Annotated in this window: 16 protein-coding genes; 6 read left to right on the top strand and 10 right to left on the bottom strand. The window is 69.5% G+C overall.

All coding sequences use genetic code 11. The features are described 5' to 3' along the window. Nucleotides 1–17: 17 nt before the first annotated feature. From AB9M23_RS08965 to AB9M23_RS08940, 6 genes are all read right to left on the bottom strand, one after another. Complete coding sequence (locus AB9M23_RS08965; protein WP_372424179.1) at nucleotides 18–2981, bottom strand: 2-oxoglutarate dehydrogenase E1 component; 2964 nt, start codon at nucleotides 2979–2981, stop codon at nucleotides 18–20. A gap of 184 nt (nucleotides 2982–3165) precedes the next feature. After that, on the bottom strand, nucleotides 3166–4050 hold the full coding sequence (sucD, locus tag AB9M23_RS08960) for a succinate--CoA ligase subunit alpha (RefSeq protein ID WP_372424178.1): 885 nt from the start codon (nucleotides 4048–4050) through the stop codon (nucleotides 3166–3168). 23 nt (nucleotides 4051–4073) lie between these two features. Next, nucleotides 4074–4397 carry a hypothetical protein gene (locus AB9M23_RS08955; RefSeq protein WP_372424177.1) on the bottom strand — a complete coding sequence of 108 codons (324 nt, stop codon included), beginning with the start codon at nucleotides 4395–4397 and terminating at the stop codon, nucleotides 4074–4076. An 18-nt stretch (nucleotides 4398–4415) separates the two neighbouring features. Then, nucleotides 4416–5612, bottom strand: coding sequence for an ADP-forming succinate--CoA ligase subunit beta (gene sucC / locus AB9M23_RS08950; RefSeq protein WP_372424176.1), 1197 nt, complete (start codon nucleotides 5610–5612; stop codon nucleotides 4416–4418). Between the two features lie 73 nt (nucleotides 5613–5685). Further along, nucleotides 5686–6648: a malate dehydrogenase gene (mdh, locus tag AB9M23_RS08945; RefSeq protein ID WP_372424175.1), complete on the bottom strand. Its 963-nt coding sequence runs from the start codon at nucleotides 6646–6648 to the stop codon at nucleotides 5686–5688. A gap of 321 nt (nucleotides 6649–6969) precedes the next feature. Next, nucleotides 6970–7611 (bottom strand): TetR/AcrR family transcriptional regulator, encoded by a 642-nt coding sequence (locus AB9M23_RS08940; protein WP_372424174.1) that lies wholly within the window; start codon nucleotides 7609–7611, stop codon nucleotides 6970–6972. 206 nt (nucleotides 7612–7817) lie between these two features. On the opposite strand from AB9M23_RS08940, the gene AB9M23_RS08935 reads away from it, so the two are divergent. Next, a complete protein-coding gene (locus tag AB9M23_RS08935; RefSeq protein ID WP_372424173.1) occupies nucleotides 7818–9881 on the top strand; it encodes a methyl-accepting chemotaxis protein in 2064 nt (687 codons plus the stop codon). Nucleotides 9882–9926: 45 nt separating this feature from the next. On the opposite strand, the gene zapE is transcribed toward AB9M23_RS08935, so the two are convergent. After that, entirely contained in the window at nucleotides 9927–11132 is a 1206-nt protein-coding gene (gene zapE / locus AB9M23_RS08930) for a cell division protein ZapE (RefSeq protein ID WP_372424172.1), read from the bottom strand. Between the two features lie 172 nt (nucleotides 11133–11304). Here zapE and AB9M23_RS08925 point away from each other — a divergent pair, with 172 nt between their 5' ends. Next, nucleotides 11305–11961, top strand: coding sequence for a hypothetical protein (locus tag AB9M23_RS08925; protein WP_372424171.1), 657 nt, complete (start codon nucleotides 11305–11307; stop codon nucleotides 11959–11961). A 6-nt stretch (nucleotides 11962–11967) separates the two neighbouring features. Here AB9M23_RS08925 and AB9M23_RS08920 read toward each other — a convergent pair whose 3' ends face one another. The 3 genes from AB9M23_RS08920 to AB9M23_RS08910 are packed head-to-tail and all read right to left on the bottom strand — an operon-like array spanning nucleotide 11968 to nucleotide 18428. Further along, nucleotides 11968–14772 (bottom strand): site-specific DNA-methyltransferase, encoded by a 2805-nt coding sequence (locus AB9M23_RS08920; RefSeq protein ID WP_372424170.1) that lies wholly within the window; start codon nucleotides 14770–14772, stop codon nucleotides 11968–11970. Nucleotides 14773–14786: 14 nt separating this feature from the next. After that, nucleotides 14787–15437 (bottom strand): hypothetical protein, encoded by a 651-nt coding sequence (locus tag AB9M23_RS08915; RefSeq protein ID WP_372424169.1) that lies wholly within the window; start codon nucleotides 15435–15437, stop codon nucleotides 14787–14789. Continuing rightward, on the bottom strand, nucleotides 15438–18428 hold the full coding sequence (locus AB9M23_RS08910; RefSeq protein ID WP_372424168.1) for a BPTD_3080 family restriction endonuclease: 2991 nt from the start codon (nucleotides 18426–18428) through the stop codon (nucleotides 15438–15440). Nucleotides 18429–18604: 176 nt separating this feature from the next. Here AB9M23_RS08910 and AB9M23_RS08905 point away from each other — a divergent pair, with 176 nt between their 5' ends. From AB9M23_RS08905 to AB9M23_RS08890, 4 genes are all read left to right on the top strand, one after another. Then, nucleotides 18605–20086, top strand: a complete 1482-nt coding sequence (locus AB9M23_RS08905; RefSeq protein WP_372424167.1) for a LutB/LldF family L-lactate oxidation iron-sulfur protein — start codon at nucleotides 18605–18607, stop codon at nucleotides 20084–20086. A gap of 11 nt (nucleotides 20087–20097) precedes the next feature. Beyond that, nucleotides 20098–20793 carry a LutC/YkgG family protein gene (locus AB9M23_RS08900; protein WP_372424166.1) on the top strand — a complete coding sequence of 232 codons (696 nt, stop codon included), beginning with the start codon at nucleotides 20098–20100 and terminating at the stop codon, nucleotides 20791–20793. Between the two features lie 111 nt (nucleotides 20794–20904). Beyond that, on the top strand, nucleotides 20905–21474 hold the full coding sequence (locus tag AB9M23_RS08895; protein WP_372424165.1) for a PilZ domain-containing protein: 570 nt from the start codon (nucleotides 20905–20907) through the stop codon (nucleotides 21472–21474). A gap of 208 nt (nucleotides 21475–21682) precedes the next feature. Beyond that, nucleotides 21683–24091 carry a mechanosensitive ion channel domain-containing protein gene (locus tag AB9M23_RS08890; protein WP_372424164.1) on the top strand — a complete coding sequence of 803 codons (2409 nt, stop codon included), beginning with the start codon at nucleotides 21683–21685 and terminating at the stop codon, nucleotides 24089–24091. The last annotated feature ends 2 nt before the right edge of the window (nucleotides 24092–24093 follow it).

The following is a 24093-nucleotide window of genomic DNA, read 5'->3' as shown; positions in this document are numbered from 1 at the left end:
GGGCGAAGGCGCCGGCGTCAGCCGGCGTAGACCTCGTCGAGGAAGGCCTGGAGCTGGTGGAGATGCTTCGACATCAGGCCCGTCGCCGTGGCGGCGGAGGCCGGCCGCCCGGCGTAGCGCGGGCGCGAGACCTTGGAGCCGGCATGCCGCAGCACCCACTCGAGGTAGGGCTCGACGAAGGTCCACGAGCCCATGTTCTTGGGCTCCTCCTGGCACCAGACCACGTCGGCGTTCTTGAAGCGCGAGAGCTCCTGCTGCAGCGACTTGAGCGGGAACGGGTAGAGCTGCTCCACGCGAAGCAGGTAGACGTCGTTGACCCCACGCTTCTCGCGCTCCTCGAACAGGTCGTAGTAGACCTTGCCCGAGCACAGGACGACGCGGCGGATCTTGTCGTCGCGCACGAGCTGGAGGTCGCCGACGCCGTAGTGCGCGTCGTCGTGCAGGATGCGGTGGAAGGCCGAATCCGGCCCGAAATACTCCGCCGTCGAGACGCAGCGCTTGTGGCGCAGCAGGCTCTTGGGCGTCATCAGGATGAGCGGCTTGCGGAACTCGCGCTTGAGCTGCCGGCGCAGGATGTGGAAGTAGTTCGCCGGCGTCGAGACGTTGGCGACCTGCATGTTGTCTTCCGCGCACATCTGCAGGAAGCGCTCGAGCCGCGCCGAGGAGTGCTCCGGCCCCTGGCCCTCGTAGCCGTGCGGCAGCAGGCAGACGAGGCCGGACATGCGCAGCCACTTGCGCTCGCCCGACGACACGAACTGGTCGAACACCACCTGCGCGCCGTTGGCGAAGTCGCCGAACTGCGCCTCCCAGAGGGTGAGCGCGTTCGGCTCGGCCAGCGAGTAGCCGTACTCGAAGCCGAGCACCGCCTCCTCCGAGAGCATCGAGTTGATGACCTCGTAGTGCGCCTGGTCCTCGGCGATGTGGTTCAAGGGCGTGTAGCGCTCCTCCGTCTCCTGGTCGAGGAGCACGGAATGGCGCTGCGAGAACGTGCCGCGCTCGCAATCCTGGCCGGAGAGGCGCACGCGGTGGCCGTCGAGCAGCAGCGAGCCGAAGGCGAGCGCCTCGGCGGTCGCCCAGTCGATGCCCTCGCCGCTCTCGAGCATCTTCTTGCGGTTGTCGAGGAAGCGCTTGATCGTGCGGTGGACCGCGAAGCCCTCGGGCACCGTGGTCAGCGCGGCGCCGATCTGCTGCAGCATCTCGGGCTCGATGCCGGTGCGGCCGCGGCGGGGGTCGTCGACGTCCTCCTTCACGGCCTTGAGGCCGGCCCAGCGCCCGTCGAGCCAGTCGGCCTTGTTGGGCTTGAAGGCGGTGGCGGTGTCGAACTCGTCGTCGAGGCGCTTGCGGAACGAGGTCTTCATCTCCTCGATCTCGGCCTCGGTCACCACGCCCTCGCCGACGAGCTTCCTGCCGTAGAGTTCGAGCGTGGAAGGATGCTCGCGGATGATCTTGTACATCCGCGGCTGGGTGAAGGACGGCTCGTCGCCCTCGTTGTGGCCGTAGCGCCGGTAGCAGAACATGTCGATGACGACCGGCTTCTGGAAGCGCTGCCGGTACTCGGTCGCGACCTTCGCGGCGAAGACGACCGATTCCGGGTCGTCGCCGTTGCAGTGAAGGATCGGCGCCTCGACCATCTTCGCCACGTCCGACGGATAGGGCGAGGAGCGCGAGTAGCGCGGGTTCGTGGTGAAGCCGATCTGGTTGTTGATGATGAAGTGGATCGAGCCGCCGGTGCGATGCCCCTTCAGCCCGGACAGGCCCAGGCACTCGGCCACGACGCCCTGGCCGGCGAAGGCCGCGTCGCCGTGCAGGAGCAGCGGCAGCACCGCCGTGCGCAGGTCCGGCGGGCACTTGTGCTGGTCCTGCTTGGCGCGGACCTTGCCGAGCACCACGGGATCGACGATCTCGAGGTGCGACGGGTTGGCGGTCAGCGACAGGTGGACGTTGTTGCCGTCGAAGCTGCGGTCCGACGAGGCGCCGAGGTGGTACTTGACGTCGCCCGAGCCCTCGACTTCGTCGGGGGCGAAGGAGCCGCCCTTGAACTCGTGGAACAGCGCGCGGTGCGGCTTGCCCATCACCTGGGTGAGCACGTTGAGGCGCCCGCGATGGGCCATGCCCAGCACGATCTCCTTCACGCCGAGGTTGCCGCCGCGCTTGATGATCTGCTCGAGCGCCGGGATCAGCGACTCGCCGCCGTCCAGCCCGAAGCGCTTGGTGCCGGTGTACTTGCGGTCGAGGAAGGTCTCGAAGCCCTCGGCCTCCACGAGCTTGTTGAGGATCGCGCGCTTGCCCTCGCGGGTGAAGGCGATCTCCTTGTCGGGCCCCTCGATGCGCTCCTGGATCCAGGCCTTCTCCACCGGATCGGAGATGTGCATGAACTCGACGCCGAGCGTCTGGCAGTAGGTGCGCTCGAGGATCGCCAGGATCTCGCGCACGGTGCCGAACTCGAGGCCGAGCACCATGTCGAGGAAGATCTTGCGGTCGTAGTCCTCCGGCCCGAAGCCGTAATGCGCCGGCGAGAGCTCCTCGTCGGAGACGCGCTTCTCGAAGCCGAGCGGATCGAGGTTGGCGTGCAGGTGGCCGCGCATGCGGAAGGCGCGGATCATCATCAGCGCGCGCAAGCTGTCGCGCGTGGCCTGCTGCACCTCGGCCTGGCTGATCTCGACGCCCTTGGCCTGCGCCTTCGACTTCAGCTTGTCGCCGACGTGCTTCTCGACCTCGATCCAGTTGCCGTCGAGCGCCGAGACGAGCTCGCCGTTCATCGGGATCGGCCAGTTCGGCCGCTTCCAGGACGCGCCTTCGGCGTTCTTGGCGACGGTGGCGCTCTCCTCCTTCATCGCGCCGAAGAAGGCCTGCCATTCCGCGTCGACCGCGTGCGGGTCGCGCGTGTAGGCGGCGTAGAGCTCCTCGATCCAGGCGGCGTTCGTCCCCGAGAGGAAGGAGGTCTGGAGAAAACCTTCGTTGGCGTCGTTCTGGCGTGCCATGGCGTTTTCGTTCGTCCGGTTCAGCGCGGTGCGCTCCGCGCCGGGATCGTTTGGGGGCGATGCCTCGCCCCCGGCTGCCTCACCCGGCCTCCCCCCGGGGCGCGCGCCCCGGCCGGGTCCTTCGAGTGGAGGACGCGGATCCTACCGCGGCCTCCCTTCCTTCGCGTTAACCACGCGCCTCGTCTCAGCCCTTCAGGACCTCGACGAGCGTCTTGCCGATGCGCGCTGGCGACGGCGACACCGTGATGCCCGCCGCCTCCATCGCCGCGATCTTGTCCTCGGCGCCGCCCTTGCCGCCCGAGATGATCGCCCCGGCATGGCCCATGCGGCGGCCCGGAGGCGCCGTGCGGCCGGCGATGAAGCCGACCATGGGCTTCTTGCGCCCGCGCTTCGCCTCGTCGGCCAGGAACTGCGCCGCGTCCTCCTCCGCCGAGCCGCCGATCTCGCCGATCATGACGATCGACTGCGTGGCGTCGTCGGCGAGGAAGTGCTCCAGCACATCGATGAACTCGGTGCCCTTGACCGGGTCGCCGCCGATGCCGACGGCGGTCGTCTGGCCGAGGCCCTCGTTCGAGGTCTGGAACACGGCCTCGTAGGTCAGCGTGCCCGAGCGCGAGACGATGCCCACCGAGCCCTTCTTGAAGATGTTGCCCGGCATGATGCCGATCTTGCATTCGCCCGCCGTGACGACGCCGGGGCAGTTCGGCCCCACGAGCCGCGACTTCGAGCCCGACAGCGCGCGCTTCACCTTCACCATGTCGAGGACCGGGATGCCCTCGGTGATGCAGACGATGAGCGGTATCTCGGCGTCGACCGCCTCGAGGATCGCGTCCGCGGCGCCCGGAGGCGGCACGTAGATGACGGAGGCGTCGGCGCCGGTCGCCTCGCGCGCCTCGCGCACGGTGTCGAAGACGGGCAGCCCCAGATGCGTCGAGCCGCCCTTCCCGGGCGAGGTGCCGCCGACCATCTTCGTGCCGTAGGCGATGGCCTGCTCGGAATGGAAGGTCCCGTTCTTGCCGGTGAAGCCCTGGCAGACGACCTTGGTGTTCGCGTCGATGAGAATGGACAAGTGAGCCTCCGGGCCGGGCAGCCTCAGGTCTGTCGGTCTGCGCTCGGGCGCAGCTCCAGAATGGATTTGGATTCCTCGGCGCGACGACGTTCGTCGCGCTGCTCGTCGCGGTCGTAGAGCGACTCCCGCGTCCAGGTGATCGGACCAACGTCGAGAGGCGACGTCTCGGCGAGCTCGCGGATCTTGCGACGAGCTTCGTCGAGATCGGTCCTCACCGCGGGCGGGATCAGCGCGAGATGCTCGAGATGGGCCTTCAGCAACCCTTCCGGAGCCGTGCCGCGAGCCGCGGCGTAGGCCGCGACCTTCTCGAGCACCTCGTCATCGATCTCGACCGTGATGAACGCCATGACGTCGCTCCCCGCCCCTCAGCCCCCGCGCACGGCGGCGACGATCTTCTGCGCCGCGTCGTCGAGGTCGTCGGCGGGGATGACGTTGAGCCCGGACGAGCGGATGATCTCCTTGCCTTCCTCGACGTTCGTGCCCTCGAGGCGCACGACGAGCGGGACCTGCAGCCCGACCGCCTTCACCGCCGCGATCACGCCCCGCGCGATGACGTCGCATTTCATGATGCCGCCGAAGATGTTGACGAGGATGCCCTTCACCTGCGGATCGGCGGTGATGATCTTGAAGGCCGCGGTGACCTTCTCCTCGCTGGCGCCGCCGCCGACGTCGAGGAAGTTCGCCGGCTCCTCGCCGTAGAGCTTGATGATGTCCAGCGTCGCCATGGCGAGGCCGGCGCCGTTGACCATGCAGCCGATCGTGCCGTCGAGCGCGATATAGGCGAGGTCGTACTTGGAGGCCTCGATCTCCTTGGCGTCCTCCTCCGTGAGGTCGCGCAGCGCGGCGATCTCGGGATGGCGGAACATCGCGTTCGAATCGAACGACACCTTGGCGTCGAGGCAGCGCAGCTGGCCGTCCTTGGTGACGATCAGCGGGTTGATCTCGAGCATCTCCACGTCCTTCTCGACGAAGAGCGTGTAGATCTTCCCCACGAGGGCGCCCGCCTGCTTGGCGAGGTCGCCGGAGAGGCCGAGCGCCTTCGCCACCGAGCGGCCGTGGTGCGGCATCGGGCCGGTGACGGGGTCGACCGTGAGCGTGAGGATCTTCTCGGGGGTCGCGTGTGCGACCTCCTCGATGTCCATGCCGCCTTCCGTCGAGACCACGAAGGCGACGAAGCCGGTCGAGCGGTCGACGAGGGCGGAGAGGTAGAACTCCTTCTCGATGTCCGAGCCGTCCTCGATGTAGAGGCGGTTCACCTGCTTGCCCTCGGGCCCGGTCTGGGCCGTCACCAGGGTGTTGCCGAGCATCTCGGCGGCGAACTGCTTCACCTCCTCGATGGACTTGGCCAGGCGCACGCCGCCCTTCTCGCCGGCGGCGGCCTCCTCGAACCTGCCCTTGCCGCGGCCACCCGCGTGGATCTGGCTCTTGACGACCCAGAGCGGGCCGCCGAGCTCGCGCGCCGCCGCCTCGGCCTCGCCGGCCTCGAAGATCGCGACGCCGCGGGAGACGGGCGCGCCGAACTCCTTCAGAAGCGCCTTGCCCTGGTATTCGTGGATGTTCATGAGATCGGTCCACCCTCTCTCGGGATCGGAAATGGTCGGCGGCGCCCTGCTCGGGAGCGCCGCTGGAGACGCGTCAGGCCAGCGACGGATCGATGCCCTTGCAGGCGTCGACCAGAGACTTCACGGCGGCCACCGACTTCTCGAACATCGCCTTCTCGTCGGCCGTGAACGAGACCTCGACGACCTTCTCGACGCCGTTCGCGCCGATCACGATCGGCACGCCCACGAACATGTCTGAGACGCCGTACTGGCCGTCGAGATGGGCGGCGCAGGGCAGGACGCGGCGCTTGTCCTTGAGGTAGCTCTCGGCCATGGCGATGGCGGAGGCCGCCGGCGCGTAGTAGGCCGAGCCGGTCTTGAGCAGGTTGACGATCTCGCCGCCGCCCTTGCGGGTGCGCTCGACCATGGCGTCGAGCTTCTCCTGCGTGGTCCAGCCCATCGCCACGAGGTCGGGCAGCGGGATGCCGGCCACCGTCGAGTAGCGCACGAGCGGGCACATGTCGTCGCCGTGGCCGCCGAGCACGAAGGCGGTGACGTCCTCCACCGAGACGTCGAACTCCTCGGCGAGGAAGTGGCGGAAGCGCGCCGAGTCGAGCACGCCGGCCATGCCGACGATCTTGTTCGCGGGGAGCCCCGAGAACTTCTGCAGCGCCCAGACCATCGCGTCGAGCGGGTTGGTGATGCAGATCACGAAGGCGTTCGGGCAATGCGCCCTGATGCCCTCGCCCACCGCCTTCATCACCTTGAGATTGATGCCGAGCAGGTCGTCGCGGCTCATGCCGGGCTTGCGCGGCACGCCGGCGGTGACGATCACGACGTCGGCGCCGGCGATGTCGGCGTAGTCCTGCGTGCCCGTGTAGGCCGCGTCGAAGCCGTCCACCGGGGCGCTCTCGGCGATGTCGAGGCCCTTGCCCTGCGGCACGCCCTCGGCGATGTCGAACAGGACCACGTCGCCAAGCTCCTTGAGGCCGACGAGATGGGCGAGCGTGCCGCCGATCTGGCCGGCGCCGATGAGCGCGATCTTCTTGCGTGCCATGAGGGAAACGCCTCTTCCAGGATTTGACCGTCGAGCCGCGGCCCTCTCGCGTCGCGGACGCCGGGCGCGGGTTTCCGCGTGCTTAAACCCCAAGAGCCGTTCGCGTTCAACCCGTTGCAAACCTTGGGCTCTTGGTCCGGTCCGCGGCGGGAGCGCCCCCGACGGACGTCGCAGGCGTCGGGAAAAGGCCCGTCTGCTCAACGACTTGGCGCGCGGGCGGAGAAGCCGGCCGGGCTGCGGGAACGTCCGCGAGGGCGAAATGACGGATTACAATTTTCGACATTCGTCATGGTTGATGTTTTCCCGCCGCCCGCCGAGCGTTCAAACCCAGCCCGCATGCAACGCCCGCAGCACGACGTCGAGCATGGTCGAGAGCCGCTGGTCGAGCACGGCGGCCGGCACGCGCACGTCGATGCGCACCATCACCGGGTTCACGAAGCGCTGCACGGCGTCGATGACGAAGGCCATCGCGCGGTCGCGGTCGCGCGGCGCGAAGGCGTCGGTGGCGATCCCCTCCTCGAGGATGCGCTCGAGCAGCCGCAGCTGGCGGCCGCGGTGCTTGCGGGCGATCCCGCGCGAGGCCTCCACCGCCGAGACGTAGACATCGAACACGGCGGGGTTCTCCACCGCGCAGTCCCGGTAGGCGCGGGCGATGGCGAGCACGAAGCGCTCGAGCTTGTCGGCGACCGGGTCCGGCCCGTCGACGATGTCGGCGAGCGCGTCCTCCACCTCCCGCAGCCATCGCCCGGCGATCGCGTCGATGAGATCCGCCTTGGACGGGTAGTAGCGGTAGACGTTGGCGTGCGTCATCCCCGCCTCCTCCGCCACGCCGGTGACGGTGAGCCGCCGCGGCCCGAAGCGCGCGAGGTGGTCGGTGGCGATGCGCAGCAGGCGCACGTCGGTGGCGGTCTCGGCGGGCGGGCGCGGCGGCACGGTCACGGGCTCCTCGGGCGTTCGCCCCATCCTAGAGCATCGTGCCGGCGAAGGGAGGCCGGCCGCGGGAAGAACGACGCGACGAAGCGGGACGGCGCGGCGGGGACGGATCCGCGGGGGGCGTCGCAGAAAACAACTTCGAGTGTTCAGTCGATTTTACTAAAGCGAAACCCGGATCATCTATTCGAATTGCATCGTCCATACGGCGTCTCCGGCACGCCTGCGAGGGGGTCGACGTGCAGTTCACCAATCTCTCCATCCGCTCGAAGCTCATCGTGTTGTCGGGCCTGCTCTTCGTCGTGGCGATGGCGGCGGTGACCTTCATCGGCTCGGCGATCATGACCGCCTCCGTGCGCGCGCAGTCCGAGCGCACCGCCGCCGCCGAACTCGAGCGCACCGCGGCGACGGTGTCCGAGGACATCGGCCGCGCCGTGCTCGCCGCCCGCATGGGCGCGCGCGGCGTGTCGGGCATGCTGGCGGACGGGGCGGTCGATCGCGACGCGCTCGGCGCCTACGTGGCCGCCAACGTCGAGGCCCAGCCCGCGCTCGTCGGCATGACGCTGGCCTTCGACCCGAACGCGCTCGACGGCCGCGACGCGGACCACGTCGGCCACCCCTATTCCGACGAGGCGGGCCGCTTCGTCCCCTACTTCTTCCGTGCCGGGGACGGCTCCGTCGGCGTCGAGAAGCTGATCATGACGCCGGAGGCCGGCACCGGGGGCTGGTACGACCGGCCGATGCGCGAGAACCGCGACCTGATCACGCCGCCCTACGTCTACCCGGTCGAGGGCGTCGACGTGCTGATGACCACCGTGAGCACCGTCGTGCGCCGCGAGGGCCGCGCCATCGGCATCTTCACCGCCGACCTGCCGCTCACCGACGTCTCCGCCGCCATCGGCGAGCTGCGGCCCTTCGGCGTCGGCTCGGTGAAGCTGGTGGCGACCGACGACCTCTACGTCGCCCATCCCGATCCCACGCGCCTCGGCCAGCCGGTCGCCGATCCCGCGATCCGCGCGATGCTCGCCGCGCCCGCCGGCGTGGGCCGCGCGCTCGTCGACGCCGCCGGCGTCGAGCAGTTCGCCCTCGCCACGCCGGTCGCCTTCGAGGGACTCGACGAGACCTGGCGCCTCGTCGTCACCGTGCCGATGGAGGCCCTCGTCGCCGATGCGGTCTCGGCGCGCAACTCCATGATCCTCGCCGCGCTCGCCGCCCTCGCGATCGTCCTCGTCGTGGTGTGGCTCACCGCCCATTCCCTGGCACGGCCGATCCTCGCCATGACGGCGCGCATGCGGGCGCTGGCCGAGGGCGACACCGGCACCGCGATCGCCGGCACGGAGCGCGGCGACGAGATCGGCGAGATGGCCCGCGCGGTCGCGGTGTTCCGCGACGGCGCCCTCGAGCGCGAGACGCTGTCCGCCGAGCAGGCGCGGGCGCAGGAGCGCGACCGCGCCCGCCAGGCCCGGATCGAGGGCCTCGTCGAGGGCTTCCGCGCCACCGCCGAGGCGCTGGTGCGGCGCGCCGCCGCCTCCGCGAGCGACCTCGACCGCGTCTCGACGGAGCTCGGGGCGCTCGCCGACGGCAGCGCCGCGCGCGCGGAGAGCGCCAGCCGGGCGGCGGGGCGTGCCTCCGAGGACGTACGCGCCGTGGCGACGGCGGCCGAGGAGCTCTCCGCCTCGATCGGGGAGATCGCCTCGCAGGTCGGCCGCACGACGGAGATCGTCGCGGTCGCCTCCGAGCGCGCGCAGCGCTCCAACGTCAAGGTGGGCGAGCTCGCCACCGCCGCGAGCCGCATCGGCGAGGTGATCGGGCTCATCCAGGCGATCGCCGAGCAGACCAACCTGCTCGCCCTCAACGCCACGATCGAGGCCGCCCGCGCCGGCGAGGCCGGGCGCGGCTTCGCCGTCGTCGCCGCCGAGGTGAAGAACCTCGCCGAGCAGACCGCCAAGGCGACCGAGGAGATCGCGAGCCAGGTCTCCGCCATCCAGGAGGCCACCGGCGAGACGGTGGACTCCATCGCCGGCATCACCACGACCATGGAGGACGTGCGCGGCTACGCCACCGCCATCGCCTCGGCGATCGAGGAGCAGGGCGCGGCGACGGGCGAGATCAGCGGCAACGTCGAGAGCGCGGCCGCGCAGACCGGCGTCGTCGCCGACGACATCGGCCGCCTCGGCGCCGCCGTCGGCGAGACCAGCACCACCGCCGGCCGCGTGCTGGAGGTCTCGCGCACCGTCAACGCGGCGACGAGCGACCTCGAGCGCGAGATCGACGCCTTCCTCAGGTCCGTGGCCGCCGCCTGATCCCGCACCCTTCTCGCGGGGACCCGGGGCGGCTCCCGCGCCGCCTCAGGTCTCCACGAGCCCGGTCGTGTCCCCCGAGGCGCGGGAATCCGCGCGGCCGTGGGGGAGGCCGAGGTAGTCCTGCGAGGCCATCTCGACGAGCCGCGAGACCGTGCGGTCGAACTCGAAGGCCTCGCGCCCGTGGGTGGCGGTGTAGAGCCCCTGCGGCGGGGCCTCGGCGGTGGCGAGCAGCTTCACCCGCTCGTCGTAGAGCGCGTCGATCAGGGTGATGAAGCGCTTGGCCTCGTTGCGCTTCGCCAGGTCCATCACCGGGACGCCCTCGATCATCACCGTGTGGAAGTCGCGCGCGATGGCGAGGTAGTCGGAGGCGCCGAGCGGGCGCTCGCACAGGTCGGCGAAGCCGAAGCGCGCCACCCCCGCCGCCGCCTGCGGCACGGCGACCGCACGCCCCTTCACCGCCAGCGAGATCGGCTCGCCGCGCGCGCGCCCGGTGAGCGCCTCGAAGGCGCGGTCGAGCGCGGCCCGCCCCGCCGCGTCGGCGGGCACGTGCCAGGTCTCGGTCCCCGTGAGCTTCTCCAGCCGGAAGTCGGTGCGTGCGTCGAGCCGAACCACGCCCATGCGCGCCTCGATCATGCCGATGAACGGCTCGAACAGGGCGCGGTTGAGCCCGCCCTCGTAGAGCCGCCGCGGCTCGACGTTCGAGGTCGCCACCACCGTGACGCCCTCCGCGAACAGCGCCCGGAACAGCCGCCCGAGGATCATCGCGTCCGCGATGTCGGTGACGGTGAATTCGTCGAAGCAGAGCACCCAGCTCTCCTCGGCGATGGCCTTCGCCACCGGGGCGATCGGGTCGTCGCCCTTCACGCGCCCGGCCTTCAGCTCCTGCCGGAAGGCGTGGATGCGCCCGTGGACGTCGGCCATGAAGGCGTGGAAATGCGCCCGGCGCTTGCGGCGCACCTGCAGGGTCTCGAAGAAGAGATCCATCAGCATGGTCTTGCCGCGCCCGACGGAGCCCCAGACGTAGAGCCCCTCGATCGGCTCGCGCGCCCCCGCGCGGCGCCCGAACAGCCAGCCGAGCGCGCTCCCCTTGCGGGCCAGCCGCCGCTCGGCGAGCGCCGCCGAGAGCGCATCGAAGCGTCGCAGCAGCCCCACCTGCGCCGGATCCCGCTCGATCGCGCCGGCCGCCACGCGCGCCTCGTAGGCCCGCGACACGGGACGCTTCGGATCGGGGAGGGGTACGGGCTTGCTCACGGGGGAGTGCTCTAGCGCCGCACGCGAGCGGGTTCAACGGGAAAGCGGGCGGGGGCGGCTCGGGGAGGGGGAAGGCTCGGGGCGGGGCGGCGTCCCGTGTGCTTGACTCGGACGATGATTCGTTCATTATTTGTTCTGTTGCGACCGCGAGGCTCGCGCCGAGGAACGCGCCATGAGGGTACCTCTCTTCACCCGGCGGGAACCGGTGATCGTCCGGCTCAGCGCCTCCGACGTGCCGGCGCGGCCGCCGCGGGTGCACAAGCGCCAGGCTCATGCGCCGGAGACGGTCGAGCGGGTGCGGTCTCTGGTCGAGGGCACGATCATCCCGCTTCGCGAGATCTCCGAGCGGACCGGGGTGGACAAGGGCACGATCTCGCGCTGGAGCGCCCGCCGGGGCTGGACGCGCCCGCCCGGCGCCTGCCGCTCAGCGCTGCGGCCGCCGGAGGCGCGCTACACGCCCAACCGCATCGGCCGAGCGCTGGCGCAGGAGCTGCTCGCCGCCTGCAACCGGCTCGTCGACGCCATCGTGGCCGATCCGCGGCCCGATCCCGCGGCGCTCGCCGAGGCGCTCGACCTCCTCGCCCGCGCGCGGGCCGAGAACAAGATCCGCCGCGGCCGGCGCCTGAACCCGCCCGCGAACCCGCCGCCGCGCAAGCGCAAGCCCAAGCGGCAGCCGGGAGACCCGCCCATCACCCGCCGCTCCAGCCGCGCGCTCCGCGCGGCGCTGCGCACCATGCAGGGCCTGCGCCCCGGCGACACGATCGAGCGCGAGCTCGCCGACCAGCTCCGCCCGCCCCCGCCACCGCGCAAGGGGCGGCTGGGGCGGTGAGGGGGATCACGTCACACGGAACACCTTCTGCACCTCGTCGCCGAAATGGTTGATCACCTTCACGCAGATCAGCCCGTTCGCCGGCGGGCGGAACGGCCGCGACACCGTGGAGTGCAGCTCCCCCCACGCCGCCTCGTCGATCTCCGCCTTCAGCGCCCGCTTCAGGCTCTCGTAGGGGTCGCGCCCCAGGAAGTAGGCCTGGCGCACGAAGAAGCTCTCCTCGTCGTACGCGTCGTCGATGAACCAGCAGGCGATGTCCTCGGCGGGGTCCTGCGAGGAGCGCACCTCCCCCGTCGTCGGGTCGAAGATGTCGACGCCGCGGATCTCCACGCGCACCATCCCGTCGGGCAGGTGCTCCACCGCGATGTCCGGCTCGCCGAAGACGACGAAGAGGTTGCCCGTCCCCGCCTTCAGCTTGTCACCCATGCGCAGGTCCTGGTTCATGCGCGCCTTCAGCACGGTCAGCTCGCCGAAATGGAGGCGCGAGTCGTCCACCTCCGGCGCGAAGGCGAAACCGCAGACGATCAGCGTGTCGAAGGCGTGCATCGCCTCGCGCGCGGCGTTCTTCACGAGGTCGAACCCCACCGTGTCGTATTCCGGCCCGATGGCGATGGCCGCGCGCTTCACCGCCCCGCCCTCGCTGTATTGCGCCTCGAAGGCGATGTAGCCGCGTTTCGACGCGAAGGGCTTGATCCACTCGAACCGGAGCGTCTCGCCCTTCTTGGTGTTCTGCACCCCCGCGGCCTTGAGGTTCTCGAGCACGACGGTCGCGAAGTCCGTCTGCGGCTGCGTCGCCCCGTCCGCCGCCGCGTCGCCCCCGCCTTCGCCGAGCGCGTCGAGCAGCACCGGGTCCTCGGCGAGCGGCAGCACGCGGTGCGGCGACAGGCTCTCGACGGTGAAGGGCCCGGAGACGCGCACCACGCCCCTTGCCTTGTACGGCCTGTCGTAGAGCAGCTCCACCTCGGCATTGCGCGCGATCGAGGCGTCGATCTCCGCCTGCCGCTCCCGGCGCAGGGACCAGAAGGCCGCATGCGCCTCGCAGGCGGCCGCGGGCCAGCTCGGCTTCGTCTCACGCGGGACCTGCCACTCCTCCCACGTCTCGTCGAGGACCGTATTGAGCATCCCGCGCGCCTCCTCGAGCCGGGGCTCGTAGGCGGCGTGAATTTCGTCGATCTCGGTGTTGTTGGCGATGGCCTTGAGCGTCACCCGCGGCACGCGCTCGTAGACGAAGCCCTGGCGCAGGTCGGGCTTGCCGCCGTGGTCCGGCCCCGGCACGGGCCGGCCGAGGATCTCGCTCTCCTTGGCCGCGCCCTCCTCGCAATCGCGCGGGATGTAGTAGTCGAACTTCGCCGCCATCAGCCGCGTGCGCGCCAGCGCCAGCGCGACGCGGCTCGTGTCGATGGTGATCCAGCGCCGACCCCATTGCTCGGCGACATAGGCCGTCGTGCCGGACCCGCAGGTGGGATCGAGCACGAGGTCGCCGGGGTCGGTGGTCATGAGAAGGCAGCGTTCGACGGCTTTCGCTGTGGTCTGTACAACGTAGATCTTCTCGTCTGCGAAACCGCCGGTCCTTGTGTCGTCCCACACATCCGCTCGCGGGCGGAATCGAAAATCATCGAGAAATCTGATGTAGCTTAGTGATCTACCGACGGCCATCAAACGATCGGCTTTCTGAACTCTGCTCAAGCCGACGAGATTCGTCTTGAAGGTACCCTTGCCCGGCGTAAACTGCTGGCCGTTGAAGAGGTACGACCTTAGGTCTGCCCCTTGGGGCACACGAGAACTCGTCAGTGGGTTCGGACGGTATATTCGAGCACCTTTCGGCAACTCGGCAGACCCCTCGAACTCGGCACGCGTGAGCGTCCTTCTCTGGCCGTCTGGCATTTGGACCAGACGTAGATTCACCTCCGAGGTTGGGTCGCGCTCCTCGAAGAGCGGTCGGTACTTCACAACACTACGATCTTTTGCGTACCAAACAATGAAGTCCACTGTCACATCGAGAAGATCACTACCCTTTCCTGTCGTCTTTCTGAAGATAATTTGAGCGCAGTGATTATCAGCACCGAAGACTTCGTCCAGAAGACTGCGCACCAAGTGGACGTTCTCGTCCCCGATTTGAACGAAGACGCTACCACTCTCGGTCAACAAGTCCCTGGCAGCCGTCAGCCGATCTCGGAGGTAACTCAGATACGAGTGGATCCCGTCTTTCCATGTATCGCGAAATGCCCGCACTACCTCCGGCTCGCGCGACATGCTCTCGAGCTTGCCGTCCTTGACGTCTCGCGTCCGGGTCGAGGGCTGCCAATTCGAGTTGAACTTGATCCCGTAGGGCGGATCGAAATAGATCGCCTGCACACGCCCGCGCAGATTCTCCCGTTCGGCGAGGCTCGCCATAACGAGGAGCGAATCGCCCAGGATCATCCGGTTCGCCCAATTGGCATCGTGCGTGTAAAATTCGGTCTTCGCCTCGGGATCGTCGATGCCGTCGAAATCGGCGAACAGGTCCACCTGCTCCGCCGCCTCCTCCCGCCGCGCCTTCGAGCGCCGCTGCAGATCGGCGACGATCGCCTCGGGCCGGATCTTCTCCTGAATGTAGATCGGTGCCGCGTCCACCGCGAGCGGCTCCGCATCCTCCGCATCCTTCCCCCGCCAGACCAATTGCGGGTCGAGATCCGGGTTGCGCGGATACAGCAACGTCTTCGCCCCGTCGTCCGGCGCGAAGGCCTGGAGTTCGGCGGTGGGGATGTTGGTGCGCTTCGCCTCGCCGTGCTCGTAGGCGTCGACGTCGGCGGTGGTGGTGCGGGTTCTCACATTCGCTCCATGGGTTAAATGTCCTCTCCAGTCGCAACGATTTCCAGGATCCTTGTTGCTCGAAGTTTTTCGATTTCAAGCTGCATCCCATACTTGCCTTTGCTGCCGAGCCGGAAGTCACCACTTCGAGAACTGAAACAGGATCTAAAGAAGCCGCTGATGGTGAAGGGCAAAGAATCTTTCAGTCTTCCAGCGCTCCCAGCGGCGCCCACCGCCCCAGCTCGCAGTACCGACACACCGTCCGGAGCATAGATCCACACATAGGATTCGGGCGTGACGGCCAGCATGCGTCTGACCTGACGACGCAGATGATCATCGAATTTGAAATCCGGGTCGTACTTCGAAACATTAGAAGCTTTAGCCTGTACAAAATAACCCTTGCAGGCTGCGTAATTTCGTGCCTTCACGTCCACGCTCAAGAATAGATCAGCTCCCAAGACGCGCTCTTGCGACCGCGCCCCCCGCCACTTGAGTCTTGACACCCTGGCCTTGAACTGAAGCCCATGCAAATTTTCATTGTTCAGTGAATCTTTTATCTTCCTCACAAACTGTGATGTAAAATCATCTTCATCGATGATTTCGTCCCATTCTCCGCATATCTGCCTTGCGTCAGTAGCTATTCTTTGAACTGCAGCGTTGATTCCGAGCTGAAATCCTTTTAACATTTATGCTGCCTCCCTCTTCCCCGCCGCGATCCCCCGCAGCACCCGCTCCGCCTCGAAAATATCCTGCCCAATCTCCACGAACGCCCAGCGCCCGAAGCGCCCCGCCGCGTTCACGGCAGGAACCCAGATCCCAGTCGCGACGTCCGCCTTCGCCGCGTCCTTGTTGTCCTTCAGCCCCTTGATCTCGACGACGAGGTTTAGCGGCTTCGCCCCGCCGTCGCGCAGGCGCACGACGTAGTCCGGGCGGTAGCGGCGCTCCGCGCCGGCATAGTGGTAGGGGATCTCGAACTGGAGGGCGTGGTTCTTGACGTAAGACACCACCACGTCCTTCATCCGCTCCAGCGTCTCGGCGAAGGCGAGCTCCCATTCGCTGTCGGCCACCACGTGGTCGACGGGCGAGAGCCGTGTCTTGAACAGCAGCGTCTTCGTCGTGGTGAAGTCGACGTGGTTGGTCGAGCCTTCCGGCGTGAACGGGTCGAGGATCGGCAGCGTGCGCTCGGTGCCGCCGCCCGCGGCCTGCCCGCGAGCGCAGGCGGTGTAGATGCGGTTCGCGGCCTCATCGGCGAACTGCCGGAACTTCATGAACTGCTTGGGCACCTCGCCGCGGGTGACGAGGCACGTGTCGAACCAGCGCTCGGTGATGCGCACCAGTTCGGGGAAGCGCCACACTTCCACCGCGCCTTCGTCGTCGCGGAAATACTTGCGCAGCGTGTGGCCGGCGACGTCGAAGATCACCGATTTGAGCCGCAGCCGCTCGGCGTCCTCGCGCAGATCGAAGGTGATGCCCTCGCCGATGAAGGGCTCGTTCTCGACCTGGGTCGGGATCATGTCCGGCGTCAGCTCGTAGCGGCTGTTCTCGGTGAAGGTCGCGGTGAGCGGCCGGCGCGGGAACACCACGCGGTAGCCCTGCACCCGCGGGAAGCGGATCTCGAGGTCCGGCCGGTCGCGGCGCGTGCGCACATGCGTCACTGGCGGCGGGGGCTTGGGCGCGGTCTTCGTCTTCGAGGCGTTGGCGAAGGTGAAGGGGATGCCGAGCACGTCGGCATATTCCACGGGGAAGAGCCCCGTGGCCCTGTCCACCTCGTAGGACATGCGCCGCAAGCCGCGGCCCACCACCTGCTCGCAGAGCAGCTGCGTGCCGAAGGCGCGCACGCCGAGAATGTGCGTCACGGTGTTGGCGTCCCACCCCTCGGTGAGCATCGACACGGAGACGACGCAGCGGATGTCGCCGCCGAGCTTGCCGGGGCGCCCGACCGTGTTCATCACCTCGCGCAGGATGTCCTGTGGCGACAGCTTCTCCGGGTCGCCTTGCCCGCGGCGGCGCATCTCCTCCTTGAACCGCGCGATCTCCGGGCCGGCGGCGCGCAGGAACTCGTCCGAGAGCGCCTCGCCCGAATCGAGCTGCTCGGAATCGATCAGCAGCGTGCGCATGGGCCGCGCCTCGCGGCCGTTATCGTCGATGTTCTGGAAGAGCTTCAGCCGACCGGGGACGAAGCGGGACGGCCCGCCCTCGGGGTCCTCGATCTCGTAGCCGGCGATGTGGTCGTAGACGAGCTTCGACGTGGTCGTGTTGTTGCAGACCACGATGAAGACCGGCGGGCGCCCCAGCAGCGGCTCCCGCTCCCAGGCTTCGTGGATCTCGGCATAGTGGCCGTAGAGCGCGCCGAGCGCGCTCTCCAGAAGGCCGGGCAGATCCTGCGGGTCCATGGCGATCTTCGACTGCTTGGCGCGCCCCTTGCGCGGCAGCGGCCGGTCGCCCGCCTGGATGTTGCGGTAGAGATTGCGGAAGAGCGGCATCTCGCCGGCGACGCGGTCGTCGAGAACGGGAATGCGCGGCACCTTGACGATGCCGCTCTCGATCGCGTCGAGCAGCGAGAAATCGGAGACGACCCACTTGAACAGCGAACCTTCCGGGTAGCCGGAGCCCTTCAGGTTGAACGGCGTCGCCGAGAGATCGTGCACGGTCTTGATGCCGAGCACGCGGTCGAACGCCTCGATGCCGGTGATCCAGACACGCGCCGCTTCCTCCGCCCTCTTGGCCTCGTCCTTTTCCTCCGCGTCGAGCTTCTCCTGCGCGGTCAGCTCGCGATGGCGATAGCAATGATGCGCCTCGTCGTTGAGGACGAGGATGCCCTTGCGGCCCATCAGGTCCTTGGCGACGCGCCTGACCATCTGGCCGTCGGTCTCGACGAAACGCTTCTCGCCCTCGAGCCCGCCGAGCACCTGCCGGTTGAGCTTCGAGACCTGCAAGGTCTCGCGCGGCATGAAGGCGTGGTAATTGGTGATGACGATGCGCGCCTTGCCGAGCCCGTCGCGCAGGTCGGTGGGCACGAGGTCGAGCGCGGCATAGACGTTCTCCGGGTCGCTCGGCATCAGCACCCGCAGCCGGTCCTTGATGGTGATGCCGGGGCAGACCACGAGGAAGGCGTCGGTGAACCGGCTGGAGTTGCGGTGGCGCGCCTTGTTCACCGCGTGCCAGGCGATGATCATCGCCATGACGGTGGTCTTGCCGGACCCGGTCGCCATCTTCGAGGCGAGGCGGGTGAGGCCGGGATTGGCCTCCTCGTTCGCCTCCTCGATCTCTCCGCGGAAGCGTCCGGGATCGACCTCGGTGAGGTAGATCAGCGTCTCCAGCGCCTCGATCTGGCAGAAGAAGAGCTTGCGCGTGCGGTCCGGGTCGGTCCAGTGCTCGATCAGGCGGCGCGTCTCGGGTGTGACGCGGCTCAGCCGGTCCGGCGACTTGCGCCACGCGTCGACGCGCTCGCGGATGCGGTTGACGAGCCGGTTCTCCTCGACGCGTTGCGCGAGATCCCCGAGATCGAGCTCGGGCTCCTTCTTCTGTCTGCGCGCCTGCGGCACCGGCACGATCTGCACGCTCGGCCGCCGCCCGTCGACGAGCACGCCCGTGGGTTGTCCGTCCTCGCCCAGCTGGTAGTGCTGCCGCGGCGCCGCGAACGGCGTGTTGACGACCGGATTCGTGCCGAAACTCATGACCACCCCCGTTCCACGAGCAAGCGCATCCGGTACGCAACTGTCAAGATCGCGAACATTCCTACGCCGACGCGAGCACCCCACCGAGACCCCCGCGACTCCCCACCCCCTCGCCATCCCCCCGTTCCCCCGCTACAACTCCCCCCACCACCCGCCCGCCCCGGGAGCGCCGCCCGATGTCCCACCATTCCACCTCCCCCCGGTTCAAGGACAACGCCCACGCGGCGCTCCACGACGTGCAGCTGCAGCGGGCGCTCTCGAACGTGCGGGTGGGGTTCATCGAGAAGCGGGCGAAGGCGGCGGGGAAGCTGCCGGAGTTCGAGGCGCTGCGGGATTCCGCGCGCGACATCAAGGACCACGTCCTCGCCCATCTCGACCTCTACCTCGAGGCCTACGTCGCCGAGGTGGAGGCGTCGGGCGGGGTGGTGCATTTCGCGCGGGACGCGGCGGAGGCGCGGGCCATCGTCACCGCCATCTGCCGGGAGAAGGGCGCGCGCACCGTCACCAAGGGCAAGTCGATGATCTCCGAGGAGATCGGGCTCAACGACCACCTCGCCGCGGCGGGCATCGAGCCGGTGGAGACGGATCTCGGCGAGTACATCATCCAGCTGCGCCACGAGACGCCCTCGCACATCATCGCGCCCGCCGTTCACGTCAACGCCTCCCAGGTGGAGGAGGACTTCCGCCGCGCCCACACCCACCTCGACGCGACGCGCGACCTCTCCGAGCCGGTGAACCTGCTGACCGAGGCGCGCGGCGTGCTGCGCGAGCGCTTCCTCGCCGCCGACGTCGGCATCACGGGGGCGAACTTCCTCGTCGCCGAGACCGGCACCTCGATCATCGTGACCAACGAGGGCAACGGCGACCTCACCCAGATCCTGCCGAAGACCCACGTCGTGCTGGCCTCGATCGAGAAGCTGGTGCCCACCCTCGAGGACGCCGCCCAGCTCCTGCGCGTGCTGGCCCGCTCCGCCACCGGGCAGGAGCTGTCCGTCTACACGACGTTCTCCACCGGCCCCCGCCGCCCCGAGGACCTCGACGGGCCGGAGAGCTACCACGTCGTGCTGATCGACAACGGCCGCTCGTCCATGCTGGGTACCGAGTTCGAGGACATGCTGCGCTGCATTCGATGCGGCGCTTGCATGAATCACTGCCCGGTTTACCATGCTGTCGGAGGTCATGCTTATGGCTGGGTCTATCCGGGACCCATGGGCGCAGTGCTGACACCTTCGCTCATCGGCGTCGACAAGGGCGGACATCTTCCGAATGCTTCGACCTTCTGCGGGCGCTGCGAGAGCGTCTGCCCCGTGCGCATCCCGCTGCCGAAGCTGATGCGCCATTGGCGCGAGCGCGAGTTCGAGCGCCACCTCTCGCCCGCCACCGTGCGTTCCGGCATCGCGGCCTGGGCCTTCTTCGCCAGGCGCCCGGCGCTCTACCGGCTGGCGACCCGCGTGGGCATGAACCTGCTGGCCTTCGCGGGGCGCAAGAAGGGCGGGACGAAGGGCCGATTCCGCTGGCTGCCCTTCGCCGGCGGCTGGACGGAGCACCGCGACTTCCCCGCTCCCCAGGGCGGCACCTTCCAGGAGCGCTTCGCCCGCGAGCGGGCGGGCAGGCCGCCGAAGGCGGACGCGGAGCCCGCCGCGACGACGGCGGCGTGAGGAGCGCACCCATGAGCACCGCCCGCGACGAGATCTTCGCCTCCATCCGCCGCTCGCTCGGCGTCACCGGGCGCGAGCGCCCGCGCCGCGACGTGGTCACGGAGCGCATCGCCCGCGCCCCCGCCGGCGTCGTCCCCGCCCGCGGGGCGGTGACCGGGCGCACCCGCATCGACCTCTTCATCGCCCAGGCGGAGGCCGCGCTCGCGACCGTCAGCGAGGTCGACGCGCCCGACGCGGTTCCCGCCGCGATCGCGCAGTGGCTGCGCGCCCACAATCTCGCCGCGACGTTGCGCATGGGCGCCGACCCGCGACTCTCGGCGATGCCCTGGGGCGACACGCCGCTCGCCATCGACGAGGGACCGAGTGACGGGAGCGACCTCAACGCGGTCAGCCACGCCGAGGCGGGCGTGGCGGAGACGGGCACCTGCGTGCTCGTCTCGGGGCCGCACAATCCGTCCACGCTCAACTTCCTGCCGGACAATCACGTGATCGTCGTCCAGGCGGCGGACGTCGCGGGCGACTACGAGAGCGTCTGGTCGTGGCTGCGCGAACGTTTCGGCAAGGGCGTGATGCCGCGCACGGTGAACTGGGTCACCGGCCCATCGCGCTCCGCCGACATCGAGCAGACGATGTTCCTCGGCGCGCACGGGCCGCGGCGACTGCACATCGTGGTCGTCGGCGGCCGGGGGGAGACGCCGGCGTCCTGAGCCGACGGCGAGCGTCGAGACCCGCCGCGATCGCAAGCCGCGCGCAAGCGTCGGCGCGCACCGTTCGTCGGCAGGGCGCGGACCTGCCGTTCCCGCGACGAGGGCGCCCCGATGCGGCTCGATCAGGCCTACTCCCCCTTCCACGTCGACCGCCGCCGCGACGAGAGGCTGGCTCTGGCCCTGCCGTGCCGCATCGTGCTCGGCGACGGCGCGCCCTTCGCGGGCGAGACCCGCTGCGTCTCGCCGGACGGCGTGTCGGTCGCGTCCGCGGCGCCGGTGCTCGAGGGGGAGATTCTGACACTCGCCATCGCCGAGATCGGCGTCGCGCGCGGGCGCGTGGCCCGCTTCGTCGAAGACGGCTTCGCCGTCGCGTTCGAGCGGGATGGGCGCGAGGAGCGCATCGCGGCCCTCGTCTGGCTCGAGGAGCGGCTCGACGGACGACGCGCGGAGCTGCGCGCGCATCCCCGCGGGCTGCCGCCGCCCGCCACCGCGACGCTGACCGTCCTCGACGAGCCGCCGGAGATCGCCCCGGTCGCGGTCGCCGATCTCTCCTTCGGCGGCGCCCGGCTGGTCTCGCCGCTGCGGCCCGGCCTCGGCGCGCCGGTGCGCCTCGGCGGGCTGCCGGCGCGGGTCGTGCGGCACACGCCGGACGGGATCGCCATCGCGTTCACGGGTCCGTGATCACCCGCACGGCGCGACGGGAGTCCTTGAGAGGACGAGCGAAATCGCGGCGCCGCCGCCGGCCCGGCGGGCGGGCCGTCGGGCACCCGACCCGCGGACGGTTTCCCCCGGGGTCGATTTCCCTATAGTGCGGCGCGTGGCGCCGGGATTCGGCGGCGCATCGGCCCTTCGCGGCACCCGTCCCCCGTCCGAAGCCTTCCCCTGGATCATGCGCCAGCACTCGTCGCTCATCGTCTTCATTCGCTCGCATACGCGCCTGGCGACCATCGCTCTCGTGATCTCGCTCGCGCTCGCCATCGTGGTGCTGCTGGGCGCCGCGGCGCGGGCGCAGGTTCCGGGCCTCCCCCTCCCCGGCGTCGCGGCGCAGCAGGAGGCACCCGCGGACGAGGCGGCGGCCGGCGAGCCGACGGACGCGGCTCTGCCCCCCGAGCTCGAGGCGCTGCGCGCGGTGATCGCCGACGACGCGGCGCGGGCGCGCCTGCTCGAGGCGCTCGCCGCGACCGCGCCCGCCGGGGACGCGGTCGCGGCCGCCGCGGCGGCACAGGAGGAGGCGCCGCTGCCCTTCGCGACGCTGATCGCCGAGCAGACCCGCGCCGTCGCCGAGCAGGTCGCCGGCATCTTCGCCGTCACCGGCCGCGCGCTCGACACCGTGAGCGCCCTGTGGCGCGACGTCGACGGCGCCGATCTCGAGCGGCTCGGGCGGATCGTCACCGGCCTCGGCCTCGTCATCGCCGTGACGGTCGGCAGCTATCTCGCGCTGCGCTGGTTCGCGAGCCGGCTGGGCGACCGCTTCGCCCGCCATCGGCAGACGGGCAACGTGATCGGGCGCATCGTGCTGTCGGTGGCGACCTTCCTCGTCGAGGCGCTGGCGCTCGCCGCCGCGTGGGCGATCGGCACGTTCGTCGCGGTGAACTGGGGCCCGACGGGCATGAACGCGCTGAACCAGCAGCTCTTCCTCAACGCCTTCGTGCTGGCCGAGGTGATCAAGCTCGGCGTGCGCGCGGTGCTGCGGCCGAACCGGGGGAGCCTGCGGATCGTGCAGGCGATCTCGGACACGGCGGCCGCCTACTGGTACTTCTGGATCGGACGTACCACCTCGATCGTGGTCTACGCCTTCCTGTTCGTCGCCCCGATCGCCTCCTGGAGCGTCTCCTTCGCGGCGGGACAGGCGATCCGCACGCTCGCCGTCCTCGCCGCCTGCCTCGTCGGCGTGCTCGTGACGCTGCAGAACCGCGACGCCGTGCGCCGGGTCATGCTGCGCCGGGCGGTCGGCGGCCGGAACGACGCCACCGCGCGCTTCATGGCCGCGCTCGCGCGGGTGTGGCACGTGCTCGCGATCGTCTACTTCGTCGCCCTCTTCTTCATCTGGACGACGCGCCCGCGCGAGGCGTTGACCTACATGCTCTCGGCGACGGTCGAGAGCGCGATCGCCGTCGGCGTGGGCGTCGGCATCGCGATGGTCCTGTCCCGCTTCATGACGGGCGGCATGCGCCTGTCGCCGGACGTGAAGCAGCGCCTGCCGCTGCTCGAGTCGCGCCTCAACGCCTTCGTGCCGAAGATCCTGCACGTGATCCGGCTCGTCGTGCTCGTCGGCATCCTCGTCGCGGTGGCGCAGGCCTGGGAGCTGTTCGACTTCCTCGCCTGGGCGTCGAGCGGCGTCGGGCTGGCGGTGACGACCTCGCTGATCTCGGCCTTCCTGCTCGTGCTCTTCGGGATCGCGCTCTACATCCTCGTTTCGTCCTGGATCGAGTATCGTCTCAACCCGGACTACGGCACCCAGCCGACGGCGCGCGAGCGCACGCTGCTGGCGCTTTTCCGCAACGCCTTCACGGTGACGCTCGTCGTCGTCATCGCGATCATGGTGCTCGCCGAGCTCGGGGTGAACGTGGGGCCGCTGCTGGCCGGTGCCGGCGTCATCGGCCTCGCGGTGGGCTTCGGCGCGCAGAAGCTCGTGCAGGACGTCATCACCGGCGTGTTCATCCAGCTCGAGAACGCCATGAACGAGGGCGACGTCGTCTCCGCGGGCGGCATCTCGGGCGTGGTCGAGCGGCTGACCATCCGCTCGGTGTCGATCCGGGACCTGCAGGGGACCTACCACGTGGTGCCGTTCTCGAGCGTCGACAGCGTCTCCAACATGATGCGCCACTTCGCCTACTACGTCGCGGACATCGGCGTCGCCTACCGGGAGAACGTCGCCGAGGTGAAGCAGGCCATGCAGGACGCCTTCGACCTGCTGACGCGCTCGGAGGATCACGGCGCGAACATCCTCGGCCCGTTCGAGCTCATGGGGGTGGAGGCGCTGGCGGACTCCGCGGTCGTCGTCCGCGGGCGGATCAAGACCGCTCCCGGCAAGCAATGGGGCACGGGGCGTGCCTACCTGGAGGTGGTGAAGCAGGTCTTCGACGAGCGCGGGATCGAGATCCCGTTCCCGCACCTCACGCTCTACGCCGGCGAAGGCAAGACCGGGACGGCGCCGCCGCTCCACATCCTGGCCGAACGCGCGACGACGAGCGCCGCGCCCGCCGCCGTGCACCAGGTCGCGACGGCGGACGAGGCCGTCGAGAGCATCGCCGGCAACGTCACGTCCGCGCCAGAGGAGACCGGCGCGAAGGCTTGAGG

Source organism: Salinarimonas chemoclinalis, assembly GCF_041514305.1.
GTDB lineage: Bacteria > Pseudomonadota > Alphaproteobacteria > Rhizobiales > Beijerinckiaceae > Salinarimonas > Salinarimonas chemoclinalis.
Note: the sequence above shows the minus strand (reverse complement) of the source record. Positions and strands in the feature narration are given on the sequence as shown.

Coding starts and splice junctions, on each gene's coding strand:
- AB9M23_RS08965 (WP_372424179.1), bottom strand. CDS start 2,981: ATGGCACGCCAGAACGACGCCAACGAAGGTTTTCTCCAGACCTCCTTC.
- AB9M23_RS08955 (WP_372424177.1), bottom strand. CDS start 4,397: ATGGCGTTCATCACGGTCGAGATCGATGACGAGGTGCTCGAGAAGGTC.
- sucC (WP_372424176.1), bottom strand. CDS start 5,612: ATGAACATCCACGAATACCAGGGCAAGGCGCTTCTGAAGGAGTTCGGC.
- mdh (WP_372424175.1), bottom strand. CDS start 6,648: ATGGCACGCAAGAAGATCGCGCTCATCGGCGCCGGCCAGATCGGCGGC.
- AB9M23_RS08940 (WP_372424174.1), bottom strand. CDS start 7,611: ATGGGGCGAACGCCCGAGGAGCCCGTGACCGTGCCGCCGCGCCCGCCC.
- AB9M23_RS08925 (WP_372424171.1), top strand. CDS start 11,305: ATGAGGGTACCTCTCTTCACCCGGCGGGAACCGGTGATCGTCCGGCTC.
- AB9M23_RS08915 (WP_372424169.1), bottom strand. CDS start 15,437: ATGTTAAAAGGATTTCAGCTCGGAATCAACGCTGCAGTTCAAAGAATA.
- AB9M23_RS08910 (WP_372424168.1), bottom strand. CDS start 18,428: ATGAGTTTCGGCACGAATCCGGTCGTCAACACGCCGTTCGCGGCGCCG.
- AB9M23_RS08905 (WP_372424167.1), top strand. CDS start 18,605: ATGTCCCACCATTCCACCTCCCCCCGGTTCAAGGACAACGCCCACGCG.
- AB9M23_RS08900 (WP_372424166.1), top strand. CDS start 20,098: ATGAGCACCGCCCGCGACGAGATCTTCGCCTCCATCCGCCGCTCGCTC.
- AB9M23_RS08895 (WP_372424165.1), top strand. CDS start 20,905: ATGCGGCTCGATCAGGCCTACTCCCCCTTCCACGTCGACCGCCGCCGC.
- AB9M23_RS08890 (WP_372424164.1), top strand. CDS start 21,683: ATGCGCCAGCACTCGTCGCTCATCGTCTTCATTCGCTCGCATACGCGC.